This window comes from Micromonospora sp. CPCC 205739 (genome assembly GCF_036906795.1).
GTDB lineage: Bacteria > Actinomycetota > Actinomycetes > Mycobacteriales > Micromonosporaceae > Micromonospora.
In genome coordinates, this window is record NZ_JBAKHS010000021.1 from 70,241 (window position 1) to 91,733 (window position 21,493).

A 21,493-nucleotide genomic window follows, 5' to 3' on the forward strand; every position below is an offset into this window, starting at 1 on the left:
TCCGACCGCCGGCCGCGACCGGGGCCTCGGGTCGGGCGCTATCGGCGAGCCCGTTCACCAGCATCTACAGGCATGACTACCGCGTTGCGCCGGGCGGCACACTGGCACCGCCCCATGATGGTCTTCGTCGCGGCGATGGCGGTGCTCGCCGTCGTCTCCGCGATCGGCGTCGTCGCCGACCCGCGCGTCCTCACCGGCGTGCCGATCTGGCTCAAGCCGCTCAAGTTCTCGGTGTCCTTCGTGCTGTACGGCACCACCCTCGCCTGGATGCTCTCCCTGCTGCCCCGCCGCAGCCGGCTCGCGGAACGGGCGGGCACCGTCATCGTCGCCATGTCGGTGGTCGAGATGGCGGTGATCGTCGGGCAGGTGCTGCGCGGCACGACCAGCCACTTCAACGGGACCACCCCGCTGAACGCCGCCCTGTTCACGGTGATGGGCGCGTCGATCGGCGTGCTGTTCGCCGCGCACTTCGTCATCGGGGTCGTGGTGGTGCAACGGCGGATCGCGGACCGGGCCGCCACGTACGCGGTCGGGCTGGGGATCGGCCTGTCCCTGCTGGGCATGCTGGCGGCGGTGCCGATGGTGCTGCCCGCCCAGGAGCCGGGGATCGAGGGGATCAGCGGGGCGCACAGCGTGGGTGTCCTGGACGGCGGGCCCGGGCTGCCGCTGGTCGGCTGGAGCACCACCGGCGGCGACCTGCGGATCGGGCACTTCGTGGGCCTGCACGCCCTGCAGGCGTTGCCCATCCTGGCGATCCTGCTGAGCCGGTTCCTCGGCACCCGGCTGGACGAGCGCACCCGGGTCCGGCTGCTGGTCGTCGCGGGCGCCGCCTACGGCGTACTCACGGTGCTGTTGACCTGGCAGGCCCTGCGCGGGCAGCCGCTGCTGCGCCCGGACGCCCTCACGCTGGCCGCCGTGGTGGCCCTGGTCCTGGCGACCGCGACCGCCGCCGGCGTGGTCGTGGCCCGCCGGCGCCGCCCGGAACTGGCGCTGGCGGCATGACCGGGACGCTGTTCACGCTGACCTTCGCCCTGGTCGCGCCGTTCTGGGCGCTGATGATCCTGCTGCCGCGCTGGTCCGGCACCGTGCGGATCATCAGCTTGCCGCTGATCGTGCTGCCGGTCCTGGTGATCTACGCGATGGTGGTGGTGCCGGCGCTCGGCGAGGTGCTGCCGGTGGTGACGTCGCCGACCCTGGACGGCGTGCGCGACCTGCTCGGCAGCGCCGACGGCGCGGCCGCGGCCTGGGCGCACATGGTGGCGTTCGACCTGTTCGCCGGCCGCTGGGCGTGGCTCGACAGCCGGGAACGGGGGGTGCCCGCGCTGGTGATGGCCCCGGTGCTGCTGCTGACGATCCTGCTCGGACCGGTCGGCCTGGCCGCCTACCTCGGGCTCCGGATCGGCTGGGCCCGGCCGGCGGCGGCCGCTGCCGGCGAGCGGCAACCCCTAGGCTGAGCGGCGTGCGGTGGGTGGGCCGGCTGTTCGACGCGCGCGACACGCTCGCGCGGATGCTGCTGCTCGACCTCAGTGGCGTCGGCTACCTGGTCTTCGGCGCCAACGCCGGGCGTTCGCCGACGGCCACCCAGTGGTTCCTCGCGGTGGTCGCGTTCGCCGTCGCACTGGCGTTGCACCGCCGGCCGCTGGTCAACCTGGTGGCGCAGGCCGCGCTGCTGGCCGTCGCGATCGTGCTCGTCGACGACACCACGATCAACCAGGTCGGGGCCAGCTGGGCCCTGCTGGAGCTGGCCATGCGGGCGGAGCGGCCGCGGATCATCTGGCTGGCCGCCGGGCTGCTGGCCGCCGTCGCCCTGACCGATTCGATCGGCGATCCGCTCCCCCGCGTCCTCTCCGGCGTCTTCGGGCTGACCGTGGAGGTCGGCCTGCCGCTGCTGCTCGGCCTGGTCATCCGGACCACCCGGGAGCTGGGCCGGCAGGCCGAGGAGCGGGCGGCGGAGGAGCAGCGCCGGCGCGAGTCGGAGAGCCGCGCCGCCCGCGCCGACGAACGCAGCGCCATCGCCCGCGAGCTGCACGACGTGGTCGCGCACCACGTGGCGTCGATGGTGCTGCGGGTCGGCGTGGCCCGGCACGTGCTGACCGAGCTGGACCCCCGGGTGGGCGAGGTCTTCGACGACGTGCACGGCACCGGGACCGCCGCCCTGGCGGATCTGCGCCGACTGGTCGCGGTCCTGCGCCACCCCGACGGGGTACGCGGTGACGCGGCGCTGACCGCGATCGAGCCGGCGGCGCTCCCGGCGGCGCTCGGCGCGGCGGTGGACCGGGCCCGCCAGGCCGGCGTCACGGTGGAGGCCGACGTCGACCCGGCGGTCGGTTCGCTCGACGCGGTCCGGGGCCTGGCGGTGCTGCGACTGACCCAGGAGGCGCTGACCAACGTGGCCAAGCACGCCGGCACGTCCGCGCGGGCGCGCCTGTCGGTATCCGTGGTCGACGCGGCCGTGCACTGGGAGGTCTCCGACGACGGGCGCGGACGGGTCCCGGCGGCGGTGCCGCCCGGCGGCGGCCACGGCATCACCGGCATGCGCGAGCGCGTCGAGGTGCTCGGAGGACGGTTGGAGGCGGGACCTGTCGGCGCGGGCTGGCGGGTGCGTACCGTCCTCCCGGCCGTCGCCTCCGCGCCGGCCCCACCCCCCGCGCCGGCCGGCACACCGGCGCCCCGCCGCGGCGACGCGCCGGCCGCACCGCACGAGACGGAGAGCTCATGATCCGCGTCCTGCTGGTCGACGACCAGCACCTCATCCGCGCCGGCCTGCGCATGCTCTGCGACGCCCAGCCCGACATCGAGGTCGTCGGCGAAGCCGACAACGGCCGCGACGCGATCACCCTCGCCGCCCGGCTGGTGCCCGACGTCGTCGTGATGGACCTGCGCATGCCCGGCGTCGACGGGATCACCGCCACCAGCCGCATCCTCGCCGACCGCCCCGCCACCCGCGTGCTGGTGCTGACCACCTTCGGCGACGACGACCACCTCTACCCGGCCCTGACCGCCGGCGCCTGCGGGTTCCTGCTCAAGGACGCACCCCCGGCCGACCTGCTCGACGGCGTCCGCCGGGCCGCCGCGGGCGACAGCCCGTTCAGCCAGGACGTGCTGCGACGCCTGGTCCAGCGGGCGGTGCACGCCCGCGTCGGAACGCCGCAGCCGGCCCAGGGACTGACCGCGCGCGAACAGGACGTGCTGGACCTGGTCGCCGAGGGGTTGTCGAACACGGAGATCGCCGAGCGGCTGCACATCGGCGTGACCACGGTCAAGACCCACATCACCAGCCTGATGACCAAGACCAACAGCCCGAACCGGGTACGGCTGGCCCTGTTCGCCCGCGGCGGCTGAGCGGCGCCGGTCGACGGGTCAGCGGGCGGCGTCCGGGTGCCCCGGCATACCGGAGCCGCCGCCGCTGCCGCCGGACGCGCCACCGGCCACGCCCGACCCGTCGTCCTGGGTGACCAGGTCCGGACGGGTGTCGGTGTCGTCCGGGGCGGGGACCTCGGTGTCCGCCTCCACCTGCACGAGCCGGGCCTGGCCGGCCTCGTCCTCGGCGTGCTCCGGGTCGACCGGCAGCTCACCGTCACGCGCCTGGTACCCCACGGTCGTCTCCCGTCGGTGGCCTGTCTGTCCGGCGACGGCTACCCGCCACCGACGACGGGAAACCTGCGCCGCGGCCCCTCGACCGGCGGTGCTGCCCGGCCGCGTTCCCTCAGACGGCCGTGGCCCGGGCGACCTTCCAGTCACCGTCGACCGGGACCAGGGTGAGCACCACCCGGTTCTGGTCTACCTTCTCCCCCGCCGTGGTCACGTTGCGTCGGTACTGGTTGAGGTACACCAGCAACTCGACCCGGTCGGCGGTCGCGGTCACCACGCCCGTCGAGGACACCTCGGCCGCCACGACCGCCTGCTGCTTGGTGGCGGTCTGCTTCAGCGCCGCGGTGGTCTGGGCGTACTCCTGGGCGAAGGAGCCGGTGGCGAAGGTGCGGCCGTTGGCCACGCTGTCGTCGAAGGCCCGGTAGTCGTAGGAGAAGATCGCCTTGGCGGCGGCGGGGGCGGTGGCCAGCGCCTGGCGTACCGCGGTGTCCCGCTGCGCGGCCCGGTGGTTGCCCCACCAGGCGAGGCCGGCGACCACGGTGGCCAGCACGATCGCGACGACCAGCGCCGGGACCAGCCCGAACCGGGCCGGACGCCACCGGAAGGCAGGCCGCCGTCGCACGAATTCGACCAGCTTACCCACGGGTCCTCCCTCTCTCAGCCGACGAACTGCAGGCGGGCGACGAGCCACCGGTCGCTGTCCCGGTCGTGGACCATGTCCAGCTGGATGCGGTAGTGCGACAGCCGGCCCTGCGGCGCCTTGACGTTCTTGACGGTGGCGTCGACGGCCACCAGTACGACCGCGCGACGGCGGTCCCCGGAGACCAAACCGGCCCGCAGCACCGAGCCGCTGGACTCGACCTTGTTCTCCACCACCGCGGTGCGGACCTGCGACTGCCCCCGGACGAACTCCTCCTTGAAGTCGCCGGTGGCCCCGTCCGTGATCCGTTGGGTGTCCCGGTCGACGCTCGCCGCGCTGACCGAGACGAAGTTGACGCTGGCCTGCTTGGCGGCGGCGACGGCCTGCTGCCGGGCCTGGTCCGTCGCCCGGTCGACGTACCACTGGTGGCCGGTGGTACCGGCCGCGGCGAGCGCCGCGGCGAGCAGGACCACGAGCAGCCCGACCAGCGCTCGCCGGCGTCCCGCCGGCCCGTCCCCGGTCCGCTTCCCGGCGCCGGGACCGCCCTCGTCCTTCCGCGGCGGGCCGTCGGCGTCCGCCGGGTCGTCCCCGCCGGCCGGGTCCTGGACCGCGGCCGGGTCCTCGTCCTCGACCGGCTCCCGGTCGAGCCGTTCCAGGAGGTCCTCGATCGGCGACGCGGACCCGGACACCTGGCGCGGGACGACCCGGCGCCGCGGGGCGCGGCCGGGCACGTTGGGCTTCGCCCCCTTGATCACTTTCAGCGTGTGGTCCCTGCGGGCCTGCATCGCCACCTCCTCCTTCGCGCCGGTCACGGGGTCACCCCGGCGAGCAGCAGCTGCTTCCACGACTGGTCCCCGGCCATCCGGGCCTGACCGCCGGTCCCGCCGAACTGCAACGGTCGGCCGTCGGCGCCGAGCACCAGACCGGTCGCCGGGTCGTACCCGGCGGTCCCGGTCGGCCCGGCGGGCGCGGCGCCGGACGGGGCGGGCGCCGGGGCGCGCTCGCGACCGCCGGGGCGGGGGGCGTTGCCTGCGCCGCGGACACTTGCGCCGGCTGCCCGCTCCGCCGGGCCGCACGTCCGGCCGCCGCCGCCGTAGGTGCAGGGCGGCGGGTCGTTGGCGTTGACGACCAGGCCGAAGTGGGCGGTGCCGTCGCCCGGGGCGACCGTGAACCCGCCGGCGACGGCGAGCGGGTACACCACCAGCAACTGCTCGATGCCCGGCAGCCGCCGGGCCGCGATGCCGTTGACGGTCACCAGGTTGCCCAGCAGCGTGCCGACCGCCGGTTCCAGCCCGCGCAGCAGGGCGACCAGTTCGGCCCCGGCGGGCGGTCCGGCGGCCAGCAGCCGGCGCAGGTCCGGGTCGGCCGCGCGGACGGTCGCCGCGAGCTGCGCCAGGCCCGCCGCCCAGCGGCGCAGCGCCTCCGCCGACTCCGCCTGGGTGGTGAGCACGGTCCGGCCGTCCTCGATGAGCGTGAGCGTCTCCGGCAGCCGGGCGGTCGCCTCATTCAGCAGCAGGTCGCCGGCGTCGAGGATCCGTTCCAGCGCCTGCTCGTTGCCCTCGAAGGCGGTGCCGAGCTCGGTGATCAGCACGGTGAGGTCGTCGGGGTCCAGCGAGCGGACCAGGGCGTCGAGGTTGGTCAGCAGCGTCTCCGGGGCCAGCGGGACCCCGGTGCGGTCCGCCGGGATCACCGAGCCGCCGGCGAGGTACGGGCCGCTGTCCCGCTCCGGGCGCAGGTCGACGTACTGCTCGCCGACGGCGGAGCGTTGCGCCACCACGGCGCGCAGGTCGTCGGGCACCCGGACGTCGCGGCGCAGCCGCAGGTCGGCGCGGACCCCGCCGTCGCGCAGGTTCACCGCGGTGACCCGACCGATCGGGACCCCCCGGTAGGTGACCGGGGCGTTGCTGAAGATGCCGCCGGCGCGGGCGAGGTCCAGGTGGACCACGTAGCTCCCGCCGAAGAGCCGGTCACCGAGCCCGACGTACCGGATTCCCACGTAGCCGACGCCGAGCACGCTCACCAGCAGGAAGGCCAGGACCTGCACCTTCGCCGTACGTCCGATCATGGCCGCAGTCCCCCTCCGAGCAGGTCCGGCAGGTCGCCGATCTGTCCGGTCACCGCGCCGGTGACCGGCAGCACGCACGGTGCCGACAGGACGGTGCCGGCAGGCAGTTCGGTGCCGGCGGGAAATGCCGTCCCCGGCGGCACGAGGCCCTTGGGCAGGATCAGGCCGCCGACGGGCACCATCGAGCCGGGCTTGAGCAGGACGCAGCCCTCGGGCAGCAGGCAGTCCTTCGGTGGTGTCCAGGTCGCCGGGAAATCGTCCGGGTCGGGCAGGCACCGGGTCAGGGGCAGCTCGGGCAGCGGGCCGGAGCCGGGACCGGGTCGCGGCCCGGTGTTCGGGCCACCGGCCGTGGGCGGTCCGGTCGTGCCGGGTGCCGTCGGCGGGGCGACCGGACGGGCCGGCGGCGGCGCGGCGGCGACCAGGTTCGACAGGATCGAGGCCGAGTCGAGGTCGGCGGTCACGGAGAGGTTGACGAAGTCGCCGACGATCGCGCCGGTGACGTTCGGCGGGAACGGGTACGACAGCATGAAGTCCAGCGACTTCGGCAGGTCGTCGCCGGCGCGTACCAGCTGCTCCAGGATCGGTTGCAGCGCCCGGAGGTCGGCGAGCGTGTCGTCGCGGCTGCGGTTGACCACCCGGGTGCCGACCTCGCCGAGTTCGCCGAGGGCGGTCAGCGCCTCGGTCAGTTGGGCGCGTTGTTGGGCCAGCACGGTGACGCCGGGGGCGAGGGAGTCCACCGCCTCGCCGAGCACCTGCTTCTGCCGGGCGAGCCGGCCGGTCAGCCGGTCGAGGGCGTCGAGCGCGCGGACCAGGTCCGCCTTCTGCTTGTCCAGCCCGCCGATGAACTCCTCGAGCTGGCCCAGCGCGTCCCGGACGGCGGGTTCGCGCCCCTCCAGCGCGGCGCCGAGTTCCTGGTTGATGGTCCGTAGCTGCGCCAGGCCGCCACCGTTGAGCAGCAGGCCGAGGGCGGCGAGGACCTCCTCGACCTCGGCGCCGCGGGCGGTGCGGGACAGCGGGATGACGTCGCCGTCGGCGAGTCGGGCGCTGGCCGGGGCGGTGGGCGGGGCGGCGAGCGTCACGTACTTCTCGCCCAGCAGGCTGCTCTGCCGCACCGCTGCGGTCGCGTTGGCGGGCAGCCGCACGTCGGCGCCGACCCGCAGGGTGACCCGGGCGGTCCAACCGGCGAGGGAGATCTTCTCGACGCTGCCGACGGTCACGTCGTCGACCTTGACGGCGGCCTGCGGCACCAGGTCCAGCACGTCGCTGAACTCGGCGGTGACGGCGTACCCGTCGCCGGTCGGGGCGCCGCCGGGCAGCGGCACGTCGGCGAGGTCGGGCAGGCCGCACCCGGCCGGGAGCAGCGCCACCAGGAGCGCCCCGGCCAGGGCGCGCAGCACCCGGGCGGTCACGACACACCCCGCAGGATGCCGCCGAGGGTGGGGTCGCTGCTGATGGAGGAGCCGCCCGGCGCCTGGTCGGTGATCGGCGCACCGGGGGAGCTGACAGGAGGTCCCGGTGAGGACCCGCCGATCGCCGGGGCGCCGGGCGGCAGCTTGAGCAGCTTTCGCAGCTGATCGGTCATCGGCAGCCCACGCGAGTGCAGGGTCTGCGCGAGGGCCAGGCACTTCGCGGGCACCTCGGCGGCGGGGAGCTGGTCGACCATCAGCGAGCAGGCGAAGCCGGCCGGGTCGTACGGGCCCATCGCGTTGTTGCGGGTGTCCAGGGTGCCGGAGCGGGCGTTGTAGGCGAGGTGGAGGTTGTTCACGGCGAGCGGGGCCACGTCGAGGATCTCGATGACCGCCTGCTGCTGGCGGACCAGCACGCCGGTGATCTCCGTCAACGCGGTGACGTTGGAGGTCAACGCGGTGCGGTTCTGCTTCACGAACGCGGTGACGTCGTCCAGCGCGGTGGCGAGGTTGCGCAGCGCGGCGGCCAGTTCCTCGCGCTCGCCGGCGAGCTGTTCGGCGACGTCGGCCAGCTGCCGGTTGAAGGCGCGCACCTGCTGGTCGCTGCGGGCCAGCGCGGTGGTGAAGCGTTGCAGGTTGGCGACCGAGCCGAACAGGTCCTGCCGGCCGTCGGCGAGGGTGGTCAGCGCCCGGGACAGGCCGTCGAGGGTGTCGTGCAGCTCCTGCCCGTTGCCCTCCAGGTTGGCGCGGCCGGTGGCGACCAGGTCGGACAGTGCCCCGTCCCGGTTGGCGCCCCCGGGGCCGAGCGTGCGGTTGAACTCGTCGAGCGCCTGGTAGATGTCGTCGATCTCCATCGGCACGGCGGTGCGCTCCAGCGGAATCTCCGCCTTGTCGGGGAGCGCGGCGCCACCGGCGTAGGCGGGGGTGAGCTGCACGTACCGGTCGCTGACCACGCTGGGCGGGACGATGAGCGCCTGCGCGTCGGCGGGTACGGAAACCTCGGCGTCGTAGCGCATGGTGACCTTGACCGCGCGGCCCTGCGGGGTCACCGCGACCACCTCGCCCACCCGGACGCCCAGCACCCGCACGTCGGAGCCGGGATAGACCCCGACGGCCTTGGTGAACCAGGCGACCACCTGCCGTGGCGGGTTGTCGTCACGCAGGACGACCACGCCGGCGGCGACGGCGACCAGCAGGGCGGTGGCGACGGCGAGCGGTCGTCGCCAGCGCTGGACGGGGCCCGGCATCAGCGACCTCCCGTGGTGGGCTGGTACGGCTGGAGCAGCCCGGAGACGTACGAGTCGAACCAGCGGCCGTTGCCGACCACGTTGGCGAACGCGGTGACGAACGGGCCCATCCGTTGGATGGTCTGTTCGAGGTCGTCCCGGTTGCGTTGCAGGATGGCGACCACCTCGCGCAGCTTCTTCAGCGCCGGGGCGAGCTGGGTGCGGTTGTCGGCGACGAGTCCGGAGAGCTGGGTGGCGAGGTCGTCGGTGCCGACGAGCAGCTTGTGGATGGCGTCGCGCCGCTTGCTCACCTCGGCCAGCAGCGCCTCGCCGTCCGTGACGAGCTTGCGGAACTCCTCGTCGCGGGTGGCGAGCACGCCGGTGACCTTCCGGGCCCGGGTGAGCAGCGTCCGCAGTTCGGCGTCGCGGTCGGCCACGGTCCGGGACAGCCGGGACAGGCCGGTCAGGGAGGCGTTGACGCTGCCGGGGGTCTCGGCGAAGGTCTGCGACAGGGTGGTGAAGGCCGCGGCGAGCTGCTCGGTGTCGACCTTGTCGAGGGTGTCGGCGAGTCCGGTGACCGCCTGCACCACGTCGAACGGCGCCGCGGTGCGGGACAGCGGGATCTGTGCGCCCTCACGCAGCCGCCCCGGTCCGGCCGGCGACAGTGCCAGGTACTTCTGCCCGAGCACCGTCTTGATCCGGATGGTGGCGCCGGTGTCGGTGCCGAGGCGGACGCCGTCGTCGTCCATGCGGAAGCTGACCCGGACGTAGGACGCGCCGTCGCGGGCGAGTTCCACGGCGGTCACCTTGCCGACCCGGACCCCGGCGACCCGCACCTCGCTGCCGGCGGTGAGGCCGCTGGCGTCGTGGAAGGCCGCCTGGTACGCGCGTCCGGTGAGGGTGGCCAGCCGATCGAGCTGGAAGGCGCCCAGCAGCGCGGCGACGATCAGAGTCAACCCGATCGATCCGACGACGACGGGGTTGCGTTCACGGAACGGTGTCATCGGCTGCCTCCCGTGGAACAGCGAGCGGCCGAGGCGCTGAAGGCAGGCAGGTCGAGCGGTGCCCGGCCGGCCACCGCCACGTTGCCGTCGAAGTCGCAGAGGTAGAAGTTGAACCACGAGCCGTAGGAGGCGACGCGGGTCAGTGCCTCGTAGCGCTCGGGCAACCGACCGAGGGTGCCGTCGATGACGGCGGCGTTGCGGTTGAGGTTGCCGGCGAGCTGGTCCAGGGCGCGGACGTCCGCGGCGAGCGGGGGGCGTGCCTGTTCGATCAGGCTGGACGTGGCGGTGGTGAGTTCACCGATGCTGACCAGCGACTCGCCGATGGCCTTGCGGTCGCCGGAGAGGCCGGAGACGAACTCCTGCAACTGGGCGATGCTGCGGTCGAGGTCGCGGTCCCGCTCGGCGAGGGTGCCCAGGACGCTGTTGAGGTTGGTGATGACCCGGCCGATGACGGCGTCCCGGTCGGCCAGGGTGTGGGTCAGTGAGGCGGTCCGTTGCAGCAGGCTGGTCACCGTGCCGCCCTCGCCCTGGAGCACCTGGATGATCTCGTAGGCGAGCTTGTTGACGTCCTCGGGGCTCAGCGCGGTGAACAGCGGCCGGAACCCGTTGAACAGCACGGTGAGGTCCAGCGCCGGCGTGGTCTGGCCGAGCGGGATGAGCCCGTCGGCGCGCAGTGGCCGCCCCTCCCCCGGCCCCTCGCTCAGCGCGACGTACCGCTGGCCCACCAGGTTGCGGTAGCGGATCTTGGCGCGGACGCTGGTGGCCACCGGGACGTCGGGGGTGACGGTGAAGGAAACCTCGGCGACGGTGTCGTCGACCACCCTGATGTCGCGGACCCGGCCGACCTTCACCCCGGCGACGCGGACGTCGTCGCCGGGCAGCAGCCCGGTGACGTCGGTGAACCGGGCGCGGTAGGTGACGCCGCCGGGCGGGAAGGCGCCGAGGGTCTGCGCCAGCAGCGCGGTCAGCGTCAGCGTCACCACGGCGAAGACCACCAGCTTCAGCAGGGGCGAGATCGTCCGGCCGCTCATCGGGCGTTCACCACCCCGCCGCGCAGCAGCGGACCCCAGAGCAGGACCGCGATGTCGGGGACCTCCGCCGGTGGGGTGCCGGTGACGGCGCCGACGAGGGGTTTGACCAGGGCGCTCTCCTCGCCGGTGCCGGCCCGGCCCATCGCCGGGGACCCGGCCGCGGGCGGGGTCGCGGCCGTGCCGACGTGCAGGGGGGTACGCGGGCGGGCGCCGGAGTGGTCGTACCCGTCGGCGACCCGCACCTCGGGCGCCGGCTGCGCCGGTCGGGGCAGACCGTGGCAGGCGGGGCCGTTCTTGGCGCCGTAGACCGGCTCGTCGCGCCCCCGCTCGTACTTGCCGCCGTCGCGGGTGACCTCGAGGGTGATGTTCATCCGCCCACCGGCGAAGACCTCCTCGACGCGCGGTTGCAGGGCGACCAGCCCGCTCACCAGGCAGGGGTACTCGGGGGCGTAGGTGGCGAGCAGTTCCAGCACCGGTCGGCTGACCTCGCCGAGAGCGATGAGCTGGTCGCCGTGCCGGTCGAGGAAGCCTCGGGTGACGTCGGCGGTCAGGGTGGCGTCGGCGAGGAACGCGGCCAGTTGGTCGCGCTGGTCGGCGACGGTGCGGGCGGTGACGGTCACGTCGCGCAGCAGGGCGAGCAGGTCGGGCAGCGCGACGTCGTAGCTGTCCAGCACGACCGCCAGCTTCCGGACGTCCTCGGCGATGACCGGCATGGCCGGGTTCAGCTCCCGCAGGTAGGCCTCGAGCCGGACGATGTTCTCGCCGAGCCGCTCGCCGCGCCCCTCCAGCGCGGTCGACAGGGCGCCCAGCGTCGCCGCGAGCTGGTCGGGCCGGATCGCCTGCAGCAGCGGCAGCGCCTCGTCGAGGACCCGTTCCAGTTCCACCGCGGTACGGCTGCGGTCCTGGCCGATGACGGCGCCGTCGCGGATCGGCGGCGCGGTGCCACCGGCGGGCGGGACGAGTTCGACGTACCGCTCGCCGAAGAGGGTCTTCGGCAACAGTCGCGCGGTCACGTCGGCGGGGATCCGCGCCGTGGTGGCCGGGTCCAGCGCCAGCCGGACGGTGGCGCCGGAGCCGGCGCTGGCGACCGCGCGCACCTCGCCGACGACGACCCCGCGCACCTTGACGTCGGCGCCCTGGTTGAGCTGGAGTCCCGTCCGGCCGGCGTGCAGCGTGACCCAGGCGACCGGGGTGAACGCCTTGCGGTACTGCAGCACCGAGCCGGTCAGCGCCGCGGTCAGCACGGCGACGAAGACGATGCCGAGAATGCGATGTCTCATGTTCACCCCGCGATCCGGACGGTGGTGGTCGCGCCCCAGATGGCCAGCGACAGGAAGAAGTCGACGATGTTGACCGCGACGATCGAGAGCCGGACGGCCCGGCCGACCGCGACGCCGACGGCGGCGGGCCCGCCCTTGGCGGTGTAGCCGTAGTAGCAGTGCACCAGCACCACGATCACGCTGAAGACCAGCACCTTGCCGAACGACCAGAGCACGTCCACCGGCGGCAGGAAGAGGTGGAAGTAGTAGTCGTAGGTGCCGGCGGACTGTCCGTAGTAGCCGACCGCGATGGTGCGGGTGGCGAGGTAGCTGCTGAGCAGGCCGACCACGTACAGCGGGATCACCGCGACGAAGCCGGCGATCATGCGGGTGGTGACCAGGAACGGCAGGGAGGGCACGCCCATCACCTCCAGGGCGTCCACCTCCTCGGAGATCCGCATCGCGCCGAGCTGGGCGGTGAAGCCGCAGCCGACGGTGGCCGACAACGCCAGCGCCGCCACCAGCGGCGAGATCTCCCGGGTGTTGAAGTACGCGGAGACGAAGCCGGTGAACGCGCTGCTGCCGATCTGGTTGAGCGCCTGGTAGCCCTGCAGGCCGACCTCGGTGCCGGTGAAGAAGGTCAGGAAGCAGATGACGCCGACGGTGCCGCCGAGCACGGCCAGTGCGCCGGAGCCGAAGCTGACCTCGGCCAGCAGCCGGATCACCTCGCGCTTGTACCGGCGGACCGTCCGGGGCGCCCACGCGATGGCACGCAGGTAGAAGGCGAGCTGACCGCCCAGGTCGTCGAGGTGTCGCAGCACCGTCACGTCAGCTTCCCTTCTGCGGTACGACCTGGAAGTACACGGCCGTGACGAGGAAGTTCAGCGCGAACAGCAGCATGAAGGTGATCACCACGCTCTGGTTGACCGCGTCGCCGACCCCCTTGGGGCCGCCCTTGGCGGTCATCCCCTTGTAGCAGGCGACCAGCGCGGCGGCGGCGCCGAAGAGCAGCGCCTTGACCTCGCCCACCACCAGGTCCGGCAGTTGCCCGAGGGCCTGGAAGCTGGCCAGGTACGCGCCGGGCGTGCCGCCCTGCAGGACCACGTTGAACAGGTAGCCGCCGGTCACCCCGACCACGCTGACCAGGCCGTTGAGCAGGACGGCGACCAGCATCGAGGCGAGCACGCGCGGCACCACCAGGCGCTGGATCGGGTCGATGCCGAGCACCTGCATCGCGTCGAGTTCCTCCCGGATCTTGCGGGCGCCGAGATCGGCGCAGATGGCCGAGCCGCCCGCGCCGGCGATGATCAGCGCGGTGACGATCGGCCCTGCCTCGCGGACCACCGCGAGCACCGACGCGGCCCCGGTGAACGACTGCGCGCCGAGCTGCCGGACCAGCGATCCGAGCTGCAACGCGATGACCGCGCCGAAGGGGATGGAGACCAGCGCGGCCGGCAGGATGGACACCGAGCTGATGAACCAGGCCTGCTGCACGAACTCCCGGACCTGCACCGGCCGGCGGCCCAGGCTGCGCAGGGTGTCCAGGCAGAACGCGAAGAACTCGCCGGTGGCGCGGACGGCGGCGACGGGGGCGCTCATCCGGCCACCTCCCGGTGGTGCCGCCCGTCGGCGGCGAGCTCCCGGCCCAGCTCGATGGTCGGCTGCGCGGTGTCGCGGCGGCCCTCGAAGGAGCCGGGTGGCGGGGTGACGCCGTTGTCCCGGCACCACTGCCCCGGCGGGCGCTCCGCGGCCCGGGGCAGCCCGTCCGAGGGCGGCAGCTGCAGCGGGATGGGCGGCAGCGGGGGCAGCTCCACCCCGGCGTCGGCCTCGGCCTGCAGCTCCTCGGCGTCCTTCTCCTCGGCCATCCCGATCGGGCCGACCCGCTGGGCGTTGAGGAACTGCCGCACCACCGGCTCGGTGCTGGACAGCAGCATCTCCCGGGGTCCGAACATGGCGAGGTGCCCGTGGTAGATCAGGCCGATGTTGTCGGGCACCGTACGCGCGGTGTTGATGTCGTGCGTGACGATCAGGAACGTCGCCCCGGTCCGCTGGTTGAGGTCGATGATGAGCTGGTTCAGGTACGCGGTGCGCACCGGGTCCAGCCCGGAGTCGGGCTCGTCGAACAGGACGATGCGGGGGTCGAGCACGAGCGCGCGGGCCAGTCCGGCCCGCTTGCGCATGCCGCCGGATATCTCACCCGGGAGCTTCTTCTCGGCGCCGACCAGGCCGACCATGTCGAGCTTCTCGTTGACCACGTCGCGGATCTGCGACTCGGACTTGCGGGTGTGCTCACGCAGCGGGAAGGCCACGTTGTCGTAGATGGTCATCGAGCCGAACAACGCGCCGTCCTGGAACAGCACCCCGAACAGCTTGCGCACCTCGTACAGCGCGCGTTCGGAGAGCCGCGGCAGGTCCTTGCCCTCGATCCAGATCGAACCGGCGTCGGGCCGCAGCAGCCCCACCAGGGTCTTGAGGAACACCGACTTGCCGGTGCCGGACGGACCCAGCAGCACCGAGATCTCACCCGCCGGCAGGGTCAGGCTGATGTCCGACCAGACCGGCTGCCCACCGAAGGACTTGGTCAGTCCCTGCACGGCCACTTCGACACCCATGCGCCCTCCCTCCGTCGACACCAGGGACATCGCGGCGGCGGGACGGAACGCAACACACTTCTTTGCGCACGGCGGCAGCCACAGAGGGTGACCTATGCAAAGTGGCCTTCCTCTCGATAGCGTGCCGTTAACCCGCCGGTAATGAAGGTGCCTCGCAATCAATGACCACAGCGATCGAGCCAGAGCTCGTCCGTCGGGCCGCCGGTGGTGACCCGGCGGCCCTGTCGGCCCTGCTCACCGACGTACGGCCGGGGCTCGTCCGGTACTGCCGGGCGCGGCTGGGCCGCGTCGGCGGGGCGTACACCACGGCCGACGACGTCGCCCAGGAGGTCTGCCTGGCGGTGCTGAAGGCCCTGCCCCGCTACCGCGAGCAGGGCAAGCCCTTCTCGGCGTTCGTCTTCGCCGTCGCCGCGCACAAGGTCGCCGACGCCCAGCGGGCGGCGGTACGCGACTCCGCCGTCACCATGACCGACACCCCACTGGAGCGGCCGGACGCGGCACCCGGTCCGGAGCAGCAGGCCGTGGCCACCGACCTGGCCCGCCGGCTGTCGGTGCTGTTGCAGCGGCTCCCCGACGTGCAGCGGGAGATCATCACGCTCCGGGTGGCGGTCGGCCTGACCGCCGAGGAGGTGGGCACCATCCTCGGGATGTCGGCCGCGGCCGTACGGGTGGCCCAGTCCCGGGCCCTCGCCCGGCTCCGTACGCTTGCCGGCAGCGGACTTGACGAGGTGGCGGCATGAGCAGGCACGAGCCGGACGGCGGTGAGGAGCTCGACCTCACCACGGCCACTCGCGACGACCTGCTCCTCGACGCGCTCGGGCGGGGCGAGGAGGGGGCCGACGGTGACGACCTGGCGGTGTTGCTCGCCGCTTGGCGGGCCGACATCATCGCCGACGCCGACGACACGGCGGCCGGCGCCCCGCTGCTCGCCGTCGGGGCCGACGCCGGCCGGCGGGTCGGGCGGATCGGGGCCGACCTCCGCTCCGGGCGGGACGGCGTTGCGGCCGGCCGCGTCCGACCGCGACGGCCCCGGCCGTGGGGCCTGCGGCTGGCCGCCGCCGTGGCCGCCGTCCTCGTGCTGGCGACCGGGCTGGGGGTGGGCAGCAGGAACGCCGGGCCGACGAGTCCGCTGTGGTCGCTGACCAAGGTCCTGCATCCCGAGCAGGCCGCGGTGCGCACCGTCGAGCAGAGCATCGCCCGGGCCCGCGACGCCGTCGCCGCCGGCCGGCTCGACGAGGCCCGACAGTGGATCGACCAGGCTCGACAGGACCTGGCCTGGGTCGCCGACCCCGCCGAGGCGGACCGGCTGCGCGCCGAGATCGACGCCCTCCTGCGCGACCTGGCGGCGCCGCCCTGCCCCGGCGGGCCCGGCTGCGCCCCGCCTCCGGCGCCCGCGCCGGCCGCCTCGACGGCCGGCAGCTCCCCCAGGGCGCCGGCCCCGGCTGCGCCCCGGACTGCCCCGGCGTCGCCGTCGGCACGGCCCACGCCGCGACCCAGCTCCGGGTCCGGACTCCTGCCGTCGCTGCCGAGGCTTCCCCTGTCGCCGGCGCCGAGCCCGTCGCTGCTGCCGCCCCTGCCCGGGCTGCCGCTGCCCACCGGGAACCTGCTCGACTGAATTCCTCCGCGTGACGTCCGCGCCGGACACCGCTCCTCCGGGGTTCGGCGCGGACGGTGGGCGGCACGCACCGGCCACGCGCGGTAATCGCCCAGAAAATGATGTTGCGTTCCGAACGCCGGGTGCGATGTACAGACATGGCTTCCACGCGACCGGTCCCGGACCGGCACGACAGGCAGGCGGCGGCGCGACCACCCGCTGATCGACCCCGGCCGACCCGTACGCCCGGTGGTGTCGTCGCCGGGTGACCCCCTTTCGCGCAAGCGCCGGAGACGGCGCCGGCCCGGTGCGGAAAGCCTCAGTTCGACCGTTCGGTGTTGCCAGCACCACCCAACGGTGGTTGACTGCTGCACCGTGTCAGAACCCCTGATTACCGATAGGTCTGCTATTTCGTGAAACACGACGAGATGTCCACAGTGACGGCACCGCATCGTCGACGCATGACGTGGCGGCAGCGGGCGGCCCGGTGGCTGGATCCCGCGATCGAGCAGACGGACGCCGCCGCGGCGAGCCCACCCCCGCCCGAGAACCACGCGGAAAACCTCTGGCCGGCGATCTGCGACCAGTTCGCGTTGCGCATCCTCGCCTCGGCGTACCAGATGGGCAGCCACCTCGAAGCGGTGGAGACCGACGAGCAGGACCCGGAACGGCTCGAACGGCTCTACCGCATCGACCACGCGAACACCCGCATCCGCCGCCACGCGGAGAACCTCCAGGTGCTGCTGGGCCGCCGGGTCGAGGACGCCAGCCCGCAGACCGTCACCCTGGTCGACGTGGTCCGGGCCGCCTCCTCGGCCATCGAGCACTACCCCCGGGTCCGGGTCGGACACGTCGTGGACCTGGGCGTCGTCGAGTTCGCCGCCGACGACGTCATCCGGGTGCTCACCGAACTGCTCGACAACGCGACCCGCTTCTCCCCGCCCACCTCGCCGGTGGTCGTCTCCGCCTACGTCACCGAGGACGGCAGCGTGCTGCTCCGGGCCGAGGACGCCGGCGTCGGCATCGACCCCCACCAGCTACCGCAGCTCAACGCCATGCTGGCCGGCACCGCGCCGGCACCGGTCGCCGGCAATCCCGCGGCCCACCTGGGCCTGCTCGTCGTCGCGCACCTGTCGCGCGCTCACCAGCTGCGGGTCAGCCTCACCGCCCGGCCCTCGGGCGGCACGACCGCGACCGTGCTGGTCCCCGGAGCCCTGCTCTGCGAGGTGGCGCCCGCCGCCCGGCCGGGGCCGACCGGCCCCGCCCCGATGCCGGGGGGCGGCCGACCGCCCACCTGGGCCGGAACCCCGCAGGGGAGCGCACAGATGTCCACCTCGAACGACACCAGGCGCACTCCGACGCTGCGGCTGGCCACCCTCGATGGCGCGCCGGCCGGCGACGGCCCGGCTCCGGACACCCGCCCGCCGGAGCTGCCCGGCGGCCTGCCCCGCCGGGTCCGCGAGAGCGTGCGCGGGCAGACCCCCTCGCCCGGGGCGCACCGCCCGCCGCCGCCACCGGTCACGGCACCGCGGCCCCCGGCCCCACCGTCCGGTGGGTCTGCCTGGCCGGACGAGACGGCGGCCTTCGCCGCCGGGGTCGGCGACGCCCGACCAGCCAATCTCGACGAAGGACACCCCTGATGACCCCACCGCTTGACGCACGCCACCAGCCGACCGTCGGCCAGAGCCCGCCGGACTGCGCCTGGCTGATCCGCCAGTTCGCCGACGACGTGCCCGGCGTGACCCACGCGGTGCTCGTCTCCCTCGACGGGCTCCAGCTCGCCGCGTCCGGTCGGGTGCCCCGCGACCTCGGCGACCAGCTCGCCGCCCTGACCTCCGGGCTGCTCAGCATCGCCGACCGCAGCGCCGCCCTGCTCGACCTCGGCGCGTCGGAGTACCTGACGGTCCGGCTGCCCCACGGGCACCTGCTGTTCATGCGGGTGGGCGAGTCGGCGGGCCTGGCCGTGGCCGCCACGGCCGGCTGCGACCTGCGCGTCGTCGCCTACCGGATGACGCAGTTCGTCGGCGCCGTCCGGCACGCGCTCACCCCGCAGGTCCGTAGCGAGTTGCACCGCCACACCGCCGGCCAGCCGGCCCGCTGACCGCCCCGGAGCCAAGGAGTCTCCACCATGCCCACCCCGTACTGGAAGGTGCGGCCCTACGTCCTCACCGGAGGGCGCACCCGCACCAGGCAGCATCTGCTGGTGCACACCCTGGTGTCGGTGCCGTACTACGACGCCGTGTTCGCCTCGGGCCTGCTGCCGGAGCCGCGGTCGCTCTACGAGCACGCGCGCACGACCCGCTCGGTCGCCGAACTGTCCGCGGTCTGCGGCATGTCGCTGGGGGTGACCCGGGTGGTCGTCGACGACCTCGCCGCGACCGACCGACTGCGCATCCACGGCGACACCGCCGCCTCCCCGTTCGACCACCGCCTTCTGGAGAGACTCCGCGATGGCCTCCGTCAGCTCGCCTGACCACCCCCTGCCCACCTCCGCGAAGATCGTCATTGCCGGCGGCTTCGGGGTCGGCAAGACGACGTGCGTGCAGTCCATCTCGGAGATTCCGCCGATCAACACCGAGGCGTGGATGACGGCGGCCAGCGAGACGGTGGACCGGCTCGATCCGGGGATCGACAAGACGACCACCACCGTGGCGATGGACTTCGGCCGGTTGACGATCGGCGGGGACCTGGTGCTGTATCTGTTCGGCACGCCCGGGCAGCCCCGGTTCTGGCCGATGTGGGACGACCTGTGCCGCGGCGCGGTGGGTGCCCTCGTCCTGGCCGACACCCGACGCCTGGAGGCGTCCTTCCCCGCGGTCAACTACTTCGAGCAGGACACCGACCTGCCGTTCGTGGTCTGCGTCAACCTGTTCGACGGCGTACTGACCCACCGCCTGGACGACGTCCGGGCGGCCCTCGGACTGTCCCCCCACGTTCCCCTGATCGCGTGCGACGTCCGGGACCCCTCGTCGGTCGCGCGGGCGCTGGTGACGGTCGTGGAGCACACCATGGCCAGCACCGCCGGCGCGGTCCGGTAGCTCACCCACCTGGAGGTACAGATAGATGCGCAGAATCCTGATCGTCGGGGCCGGCCAGTCCGGGCTGCAGCTCGGACTCGGCCTGCTCGCCGAGGGCTACGACGTGACCATCATGTCGGCCCGCACGCCCGACGAGATCCGCCGTGGCTGGGTGATGAGCACGCAGGCCATGTTCGCCGCCGCCCTGCACACCGAACGCCGGTACGGCCTGGACCTCTGGGCGGAGCAGTCGCCGCAGATCCAGGGGCTGCACGTGTCGCTGTCGGCGCCGCCCGGCGAGCGGGCGCTGCGCATCCCCTGCCCGCTGGACGAGCCCGCGCAGAGCACCGACCAGCGGCTGAAGATGGCCGCCTGGCTGGAGCTGTTCGAGCAGCGCGGCGGCACCGTGCACTACCAGGGCGTGACCACGGCCGACCTGGACGGGCTGACCCGGCTCGGCCGCTACGACCTGACCGTCGTGGCGGCCGGCAAGGGTGATCTGGTGGGTGTCTTCGACCGCGACCCGCAGCGGTCGGTGTACGCCACGCCGCAGCGCGGGTTGGCCGTCGCGTACGTGCACGGCATGACGCCGGACCCGCTCTGGCCCGAGCCGCACGTCAGCTTCAACGCGGTGCCCGGGCTCGGGGAACTCTTCGTCATTCCCGCGCTCACCCTGTCCGGACCGTGCGACATCCTGTTCTGGGAGGCGGTGCCGGACGGGCCGCTGGACCTGTGGCAGGAGCGGCGGGACCCGGCCGAGCACCTCAAGCTGACCCTGGAGCTGACCCGGCGGTACACGCCGTGGATTTACGAGCGGTGTGCCGGGGTGGAGCTGACCGACGGGCGGGCCACCCTCTCCGGCCGGTACACCCCCACGGTCCGCCGCCCGGTCGGCGAACTCCCCTCGGGCGGCGCCGTCTTCGGCATGGCCGACGTGGTGATCGCCAACGACCCGATCACCGGTCAGGGCAGCAACACCGCCGCGAAGTGCGCCGACGCGTACCTGCGGTCGATCCTGGAGCGCGCCGACCAGCCCTTCGACCGGGAGTGGATGGAGCGGACGTTCGAGCGGTTCTGGGCCGACACCGGCCAGGCGGTCACCAACTGGACCAACGCCATGCTCCAGCCGTTGCCGCCGCACGTGCAGCAGATCCTCGGCACCGCCGCGTCCAGTCCCACGATCGCCCGCCGGTTCGCCAACGGCTTCTGCGACCCGAACGACCTGGAGGACTGGTTCATGGCGCCGGACCGCGCGGAGCGCTACCTGGCCGCGGTGGCCGCCGGCTGACCCGCCCGCGCCCGGCGGGCGAACCTCGGCGCGACGGGCCGGCGCAGGCCCGTCGCGCCGGGCCGCCACCCCGGCGACCCCCGCCGGCAGCTCTGGATACGACTCGGCGCCCGCGTGGCGTCAGGGCGCGCGCGGCAGGGGCTCGGCCAGGGCCCGCAGGTCCGCCGGCAGTTGCGCCATGGCGTCCTCGAACTCCCGGTGTCCGACCACCCGGTGCAGGGTCTGCAGGACGGCCCGCACGCCCCGCTCGGCGACGCCCCGGTCCACCCCGGCGCCGTCCGCCACCCGGCGCACGAACTCGTCGTAGCCGAACACCTCCGGGTCCTCCGCGCCCTTGACCAGCAGCGGGCTCAGCTCGGCGGCGACATGGTCGGCCAGGGCCGCCGCCTCGCCACCGCTGATCCGCTGCGTGAGGGTGCTCAGGGTGGCCTCGGTCAGGGACCGCGCCGTCTCCGGCGGTACGCCCGCCCGTGCGGCGACCTTGTCGACGAACTTCAGCTCGCCCATGCGATGTCCTTCCCGTGGCGGAGGCAGCGTGGCTACCCGCGGCCACCGCCGGCAAACGCCGGGGGGACGAGGCGGGGGTGGGCGACCGTCACCGAGGACGGCGCCACCACCATCGCCGTGCCGGCCGCCCTGGCCCCCGACGGTCAGCCCCAGCCCGATCCTGCCCGGGACCCCCTTCGGCGTCGCCCGGGCCACGCGTTCGAGGTCGCTCGCACCGCTCTGACCAGCGCATATGTCGGATCCCATCAGTTGG

At 73.8% G+C, this 21,493-nt stretch carries 24 protein-coding genes; 11 read left to right on the top strand and 13 right to left on the bottom strand.

The features are described from left to right. Positions 1 to 72: 72 nt before the first annotated feature. Genes V6U88_RS24745 through V6U88_RS24760 form a run of 4 tightly spaced genes read left to right on the top strand, consistent with a single transcriptional unit; the run spans position 73 to position 3,342 of the window. On the top strand, positions 73 to 1,002 hold the full coding sequence (locus V6U88_RS24745) for a hypothetical protein (protein ID WP_334456578.1): 930 nt from the start codon (positions 73 to 75) through the stop codon (positions 1,000 to 1,002). Beyond that, positions 999 to 1,454, top strand: a complete 456-nt coding sequence (locus tag V6U88_RS24750) for an ABA4-like family protein (RefSeq protein ID WP_334456579.1) — start codon at positions 999 to 1,001, stop codon at positions 1,452 to 1,454. Before V6U88_RS24745 ends, V6U88_RS24750 begins: the two co-directional genes overlap by 4 nt. 5 nt (positions 1,455 to 1,459) lie before the next feature. Further along, a complete protein-coding gene (locus V6U88_RS24755) occupies positions 1,460 to 2,719 on the top strand; it encodes a sensor histidine kinase (RefSeq protein WP_334456581.1) in 1,260 nt (419 codons plus the stop codon). Then, on the top strand, positions 2,716 to 3,342 hold the full coding sequence (locus V6U88_RS24760; RefSeq protein ID WP_334456583.1) for a response regulator transcription factor: 627 nt from the start codon (positions 2,716 to 2,718) through the stop codon (positions 3,340 to 3,342). Before V6U88_RS24755 ends, V6U88_RS24760 begins: the two co-directional genes overlap by 4 nt. 18 nt (positions 3,343 to 3,360) lie before the next feature. Here V6U88_RS24760 and V6U88_RS24765 read toward each other — a convergent pair whose 3' ends face one another. The 12 genes from V6U88_RS24765 to V6U88_RS24820 form a co-directional block, all read right to left on the bottom strand. Further along, entirely contained in the window at positions 3,361 to 3,597 is a 237-nt protein-coding gene (locus V6U88_RS24765; protein WP_334456585.1) for a preprotein translocase YidC, read from the bottom strand. Positions 3,598 to 3,706: 109 nt separating this feature from the next. Continuing rightward, positions 3,707 to 4,234 carry a hypothetical protein gene (locus V6U88_RS24770; protein WP_334456587.1) on the bottom strand — a complete coding sequence of 176 codons (528 nt, stop codon included), beginning with the start codon at positions 4,232 to 4,234 and terminating at the stop codon, positions 3,707 to 3,709. A 14-nt stretch (positions 4,235 to 4,248) separates the two neighbouring features. After that, positions 4,249 to 5,043 carry a hypothetical protein gene (locus V6U88_RS24775; RefSeq protein ID WP_334456588.1) on the bottom strand — a complete coding sequence of 265 codons (795 nt, stop codon included), beginning with the start codon at positions 5,041 to 5,043 and terminating at the stop codon, positions 4,249 to 4,251. Next, positions 5,040 to 6,296, bottom strand: a complete 1,257-nt coding sequence (locus V6U88_RS24780; RefSeq protein ID WP_334456589.1) for an MCE family protein — start codon at positions 6,294 to 6,296, stop codon at positions 5,040 to 5,042. The genes V6U88_RS24775 and V6U88_RS24780 overlap by 4 nt, the downstream gene beginning before the upstream one ends. Then, the gene (locus tag V6U88_RS24785; protein ID WP_334456590.1) at positions 6,293 to 7,705 is read right to left on the bottom strand and encodes an MCE family protein; all 1,413 of its coding nucleotides are present in this window, start codon (positions 7,703 to 7,705) and stop codon (positions 6,293 to 6,295) included. The genes V6U88_RS24780 and V6U88_RS24785 overlap by 4 nt, the downstream gene beginning before the upstream one ends. Next, complete coding sequence (locus V6U88_RS24790) at positions 7,702 to 8,949, bottom strand: MCE family protein (protein WP_334456592.1); 1,248 nt, start codon at positions 8,947 to 8,949, stop codon at positions 7,702 to 7,704. The genes V6U88_RS24785 and V6U88_RS24790 overlap by 4 nt, the downstream gene beginning before the upstream one ends. Further along, the gene (locus V6U88_RS24795) at positions 8,949 to 9,932 is read right to left on the bottom strand and encodes an MCE family protein (protein WP_334456593.1); all 984 of its coding nucleotides are present in this window, start codon (positions 9,930 to 9,932) and stop codon (positions 8,949 to 8,951) included. The genes V6U88_RS24790 and V6U88_RS24795 overlap by 1 nt, the downstream gene beginning before the upstream one ends. Continuing rightward, positions 9,929 to 10,963 (bottom strand): MCE family protein, encoded by a 1,035-nt coding sequence (locus tag V6U88_RS24800; protein WP_334456595.1) that lies wholly within the window; start codon positions 10,961 to 10,963, stop codon positions 9,929 to 9,931. The genes V6U88_RS24795 and V6U88_RS24800 overlap by 4 nt, the downstream gene beginning before the upstream one ends. Next, positions 10,960 to 12,243 (bottom strand): MCE family protein, encoded by a 1,284-nt coding sequence (locus tag V6U88_RS24805; RefSeq protein WP_334456597.1) that lies wholly within the window; start codon positions 12,241 to 12,243, stop codon positions 10,960 to 10,962. The genes V6U88_RS24800 and V6U88_RS24805 overlap by 4 nt, the downstream gene beginning before the upstream one ends. Positions 12,244 to 12,245: 2 nt before the next feature. Next, complete coding sequence (locus V6U88_RS24810; RefSeq protein WP_334456598.1) at positions 12,246 to 13,049, bottom strand: MlaE family ABC transporter permease; 804 nt, start codon at positions 13,047 to 13,049, stop codon at positions 12,246 to 12,248. 1 nt (position 13,050) lies between these two features. Then, entirely contained in the window at positions 13,051 to 13,821 is a 771-nt protein-coding gene (locus V6U88_RS24815; protein WP_334456600.1) for an MlaE family ABC transporter permease, read from the bottom strand. After that, the gene (locus V6U88_RS24820) at positions 13,818 to 14,834 is read right to left on the bottom strand and encodes an ABC transporter ATP-binding protein (RefSeq protein WP_334456601.1); all 1,017 of its coding nucleotides are present in this window, start codon (positions 14,832 to 14,834) and stop codon (positions 13,818 to 13,820) included. The genes V6U88_RS24815 and V6U88_RS24820 overlap by 4 nt, the downstream gene beginning before the upstream one ends. A 161-nt stretch (positions 14,835 to 14,995) precedes the next feature. Between V6U88_RS24820 and shbA the strand changes: the two genes are divergently transcribed. The 7 genes from shbA to V6U88_RS24855 all read left to right on the top strand — a co-directional run bounded on the left by shbA (position 14,996) and on the right by V6U88_RS24855 (position 20,733). Next, entirely contained in the window at positions 14,996 to 15,574 is a 579-nt protein-coding gene (shbA, locus tag V6U88_RS24825) for an RNA polymerase sigma factor ShbA (RefSeq protein ID WP_334456603.1), read from the top strand. Further along, complete coding sequence (locus V6U88_RS24830; RefSeq protein ID WP_334456604.1) at positions 15,571 to 16,449, top strand: hypothetical protein; 879 nt, start codon at positions 15,571 to 15,573, stop codon at positions 16,447 to 16,449. Before shbA ends, V6U88_RS24830 begins: the two co-directional genes overlap by 4 nt. Before the next feature lie 440 nt (positions 16,450 to 16,889). Further along, on the top strand, positions 16,890 to 18,068 hold the full coding sequence (locus V6U88_RS24835) for a sensor histidine kinase (RefSeq protein WP_334456605.1): 1,179 nt from the start codon (positions 16,890 to 16,892) through the stop codon (positions 18,066 to 18,068). After that, positions 18,068 to 18,529 (top strand): roadblock/LC7 domain-containing protein, encoded by a 462-nt coding sequence (locus V6U88_RS24840; RefSeq protein WP_334456607.1) that lies wholly within the window; start codon positions 18,068 to 18,070, stop codon positions 18,527 to 18,529. The genes V6U88_RS24835 and V6U88_RS24840 overlap by 1 nt, the downstream gene beginning before the upstream one ends. A gap of 27 nt (positions 18,530 to 18,556) precedes the next feature. Beyond that, positions 18,557 to 18,901: a DUF742 domain-containing protein gene (locus V6U88_RS24845; protein ID WP_238452096.1), complete on the top strand. Its 345-nt coding sequence runs from the start codon at positions 18,557 to 18,559 to the stop codon at positions 18,899 to 18,901. Next, a complete protein-coding gene (locus V6U88_RS24850) occupies positions 18,879 to 19,466 on the top strand; it encodes a GTP-binding protein (protein ID WP_334456609.1) in 588 nt (195 codons plus the stop codon). Before V6U88_RS24845 ends, V6U88_RS24850 begins: the two co-directional genes overlap by 23 nt. Before the next feature lie 25 nt (positions 19,467 to 19,491). Continuing rightward, positions 19,492 to 20,733: a styrene monooxygenase/indole monooxygenase family protein gene (locus V6U88_RS24855; RefSeq protein ID WP_334456611.1), complete on the top strand. Its 1,242-nt coding sequence runs from the start codon at positions 19,492 to 19,494 to the stop codon at positions 20,731 to 20,733. 120 nt (positions 20,734 to 20,853) lie between these two features. On the opposite strand, the gene V6U88_RS24860 is transcribed toward V6U88_RS24855, so the two are convergent. Continuing rightward, positions 20,854 to 21,240, bottom strand: a complete 387-nt coding sequence (locus V6U88_RS24860; RefSeq protein WP_334456612.1) for a DUF2267 domain-containing protein — start codon at positions 21,238 to 21,240, stop codon at positions 20,854 to 20,856. Positions 21,241 to 21,493 lie beyond the last annotated feature (253 nt).

What these genes read in the sequence shown, in the direction of transcription:
- V6U88_RS24745 (WP_334456578.1), top strand. Translation starts at nt 73, where the DNA reads ATGACTACCGCGTTGCGCCGGGCGGCACACTGGCACCGCCCCATGATG.
- V6U88_RS24750 (WP_334456579.1), top strand. Translation starts at nt 999, where the DNA reads ATGACCGGGACGCTGTTCACGCTGACCTTCGCCCTGGTCGCGCCGTTC.
- V6U88_RS24760 (WP_334456583.1), top strand. Translation starts at nt 2,716, where the DNA reads ATGATCCGCGTCCTGCTGGTCGACGACCAGCACCTCATCCGCGCCGGC.
- V6U88_RS24780 (WP_334456589.1), bottom strand. Translation starts at nt 6,296, where the DNA reads ATGATCGGACGTACGGCGAAGGTGCAGGTCCTGGCCTTCCTGCTGGTG.
- V6U88_RS24790 (WP_334456592.1), bottom strand. Translation starts at nt 8,949, where the DNA reads ATGCCGGGCCCCGTCCAGCGCTGGCGACGACCGCTCGCCGTCGCCACC.
- V6U88_RS24795 (WP_334456593.1), bottom strand. Translation starts at nt 9,932, where the DNA reads ATGACACCGTTCCGTGAACGCAACCCCGTCGTCGTCGGATCGATCGGG.
- V6U88_RS24800 (WP_334456595.1), bottom strand. Translation starts at nt 10,963, where the DNA reads ATGAGCGGCCGGACGATCTCGCCCCTGCTGAAGCTGGTGGTCTTCGCC.
- V6U88_RS24805 (WP_334456597.1), bottom strand. Translation starts at nt 12,243, where the DNA reads ATGAGACATCGCATTCTCGGCATCGTCTTCGTCGCCGTGCTGACCGCG.
- V6U88_RS24815 (WP_334456600.1), bottom strand. Translation starts at nt 13,821, where the DNA reads ATGAGCGCCCCCGTCGCCGCCGTCCGCGCCACCGGCGAGTTCTTCGCG.
- V6U88_RS24820 (WP_334456601.1), bottom strand. Translation starts at nt 14,834, where the DNA reads ATGGGTGTCGAAGTGGCCGTGCAGGGACTGACCAAGTCCTTCGGTGGG.
- shbA (WP_334456603.1), top strand. Translation starts at nt 14,996, where the DNA reads ATGACCACAGCGATCGAGCCAGAGCTCGTCCGTCGGGCCGCCGGTGGT.
- V6U88_RS24830 (WP_334456604.1), top strand. Translation starts at nt 15,571, where the DNA reads ATGAGCAGGCACGAGCCGGACGGCGGTGAGGAGCTCGACCTCACCACG.
- V6U88_RS24835 (WP_334456605.1), top strand. Translation starts at nt 16,890, where the DNA reads ATGACGTGGCGGCAGCGGGCGGCCCGGTGGCTGGATCCCGCGATCGAG.
- V6U88_RS24840 (WP_334456607.1), top strand. Translation starts at nt 18,068, where the DNA reads ATGACCCCACCGCTTGACGCACGCCACCAGCCGACCGTCGGCCAGAGC.
- V6U88_RS24845 (WP_238452096.1), top strand. Translation starts at nt 18,557, where the DNA reads ATGCCCACCCCGTACTGGAAGGTGCGGCCCTACGTCCTCACCGGAGGG.
- V6U88_RS24850 (WP_334456609.1), top strand. Translation starts at nt 18,879, where the DNA reads ATGGCCTCCGTCAGCTCGCCTGACCACCCCCTGCCCACCTCCGCGAAG.
- V6U88_RS24855 (WP_334456611.1), top strand. Translation starts at nt 19,492, where the DNA reads ATGCGCAGAATCCTGATCGTCGGGGCCGGCCAGTCCGGGCTGCAGCTC.
- V6U88_RS24860 (WP_334456612.1), bottom strand. Translation starts at nt 21,240, where the DNA reads ATGGGCGAGCTGAAGTTCGTCGACAAGGTCGCCGCACGGGCGGGCGTA.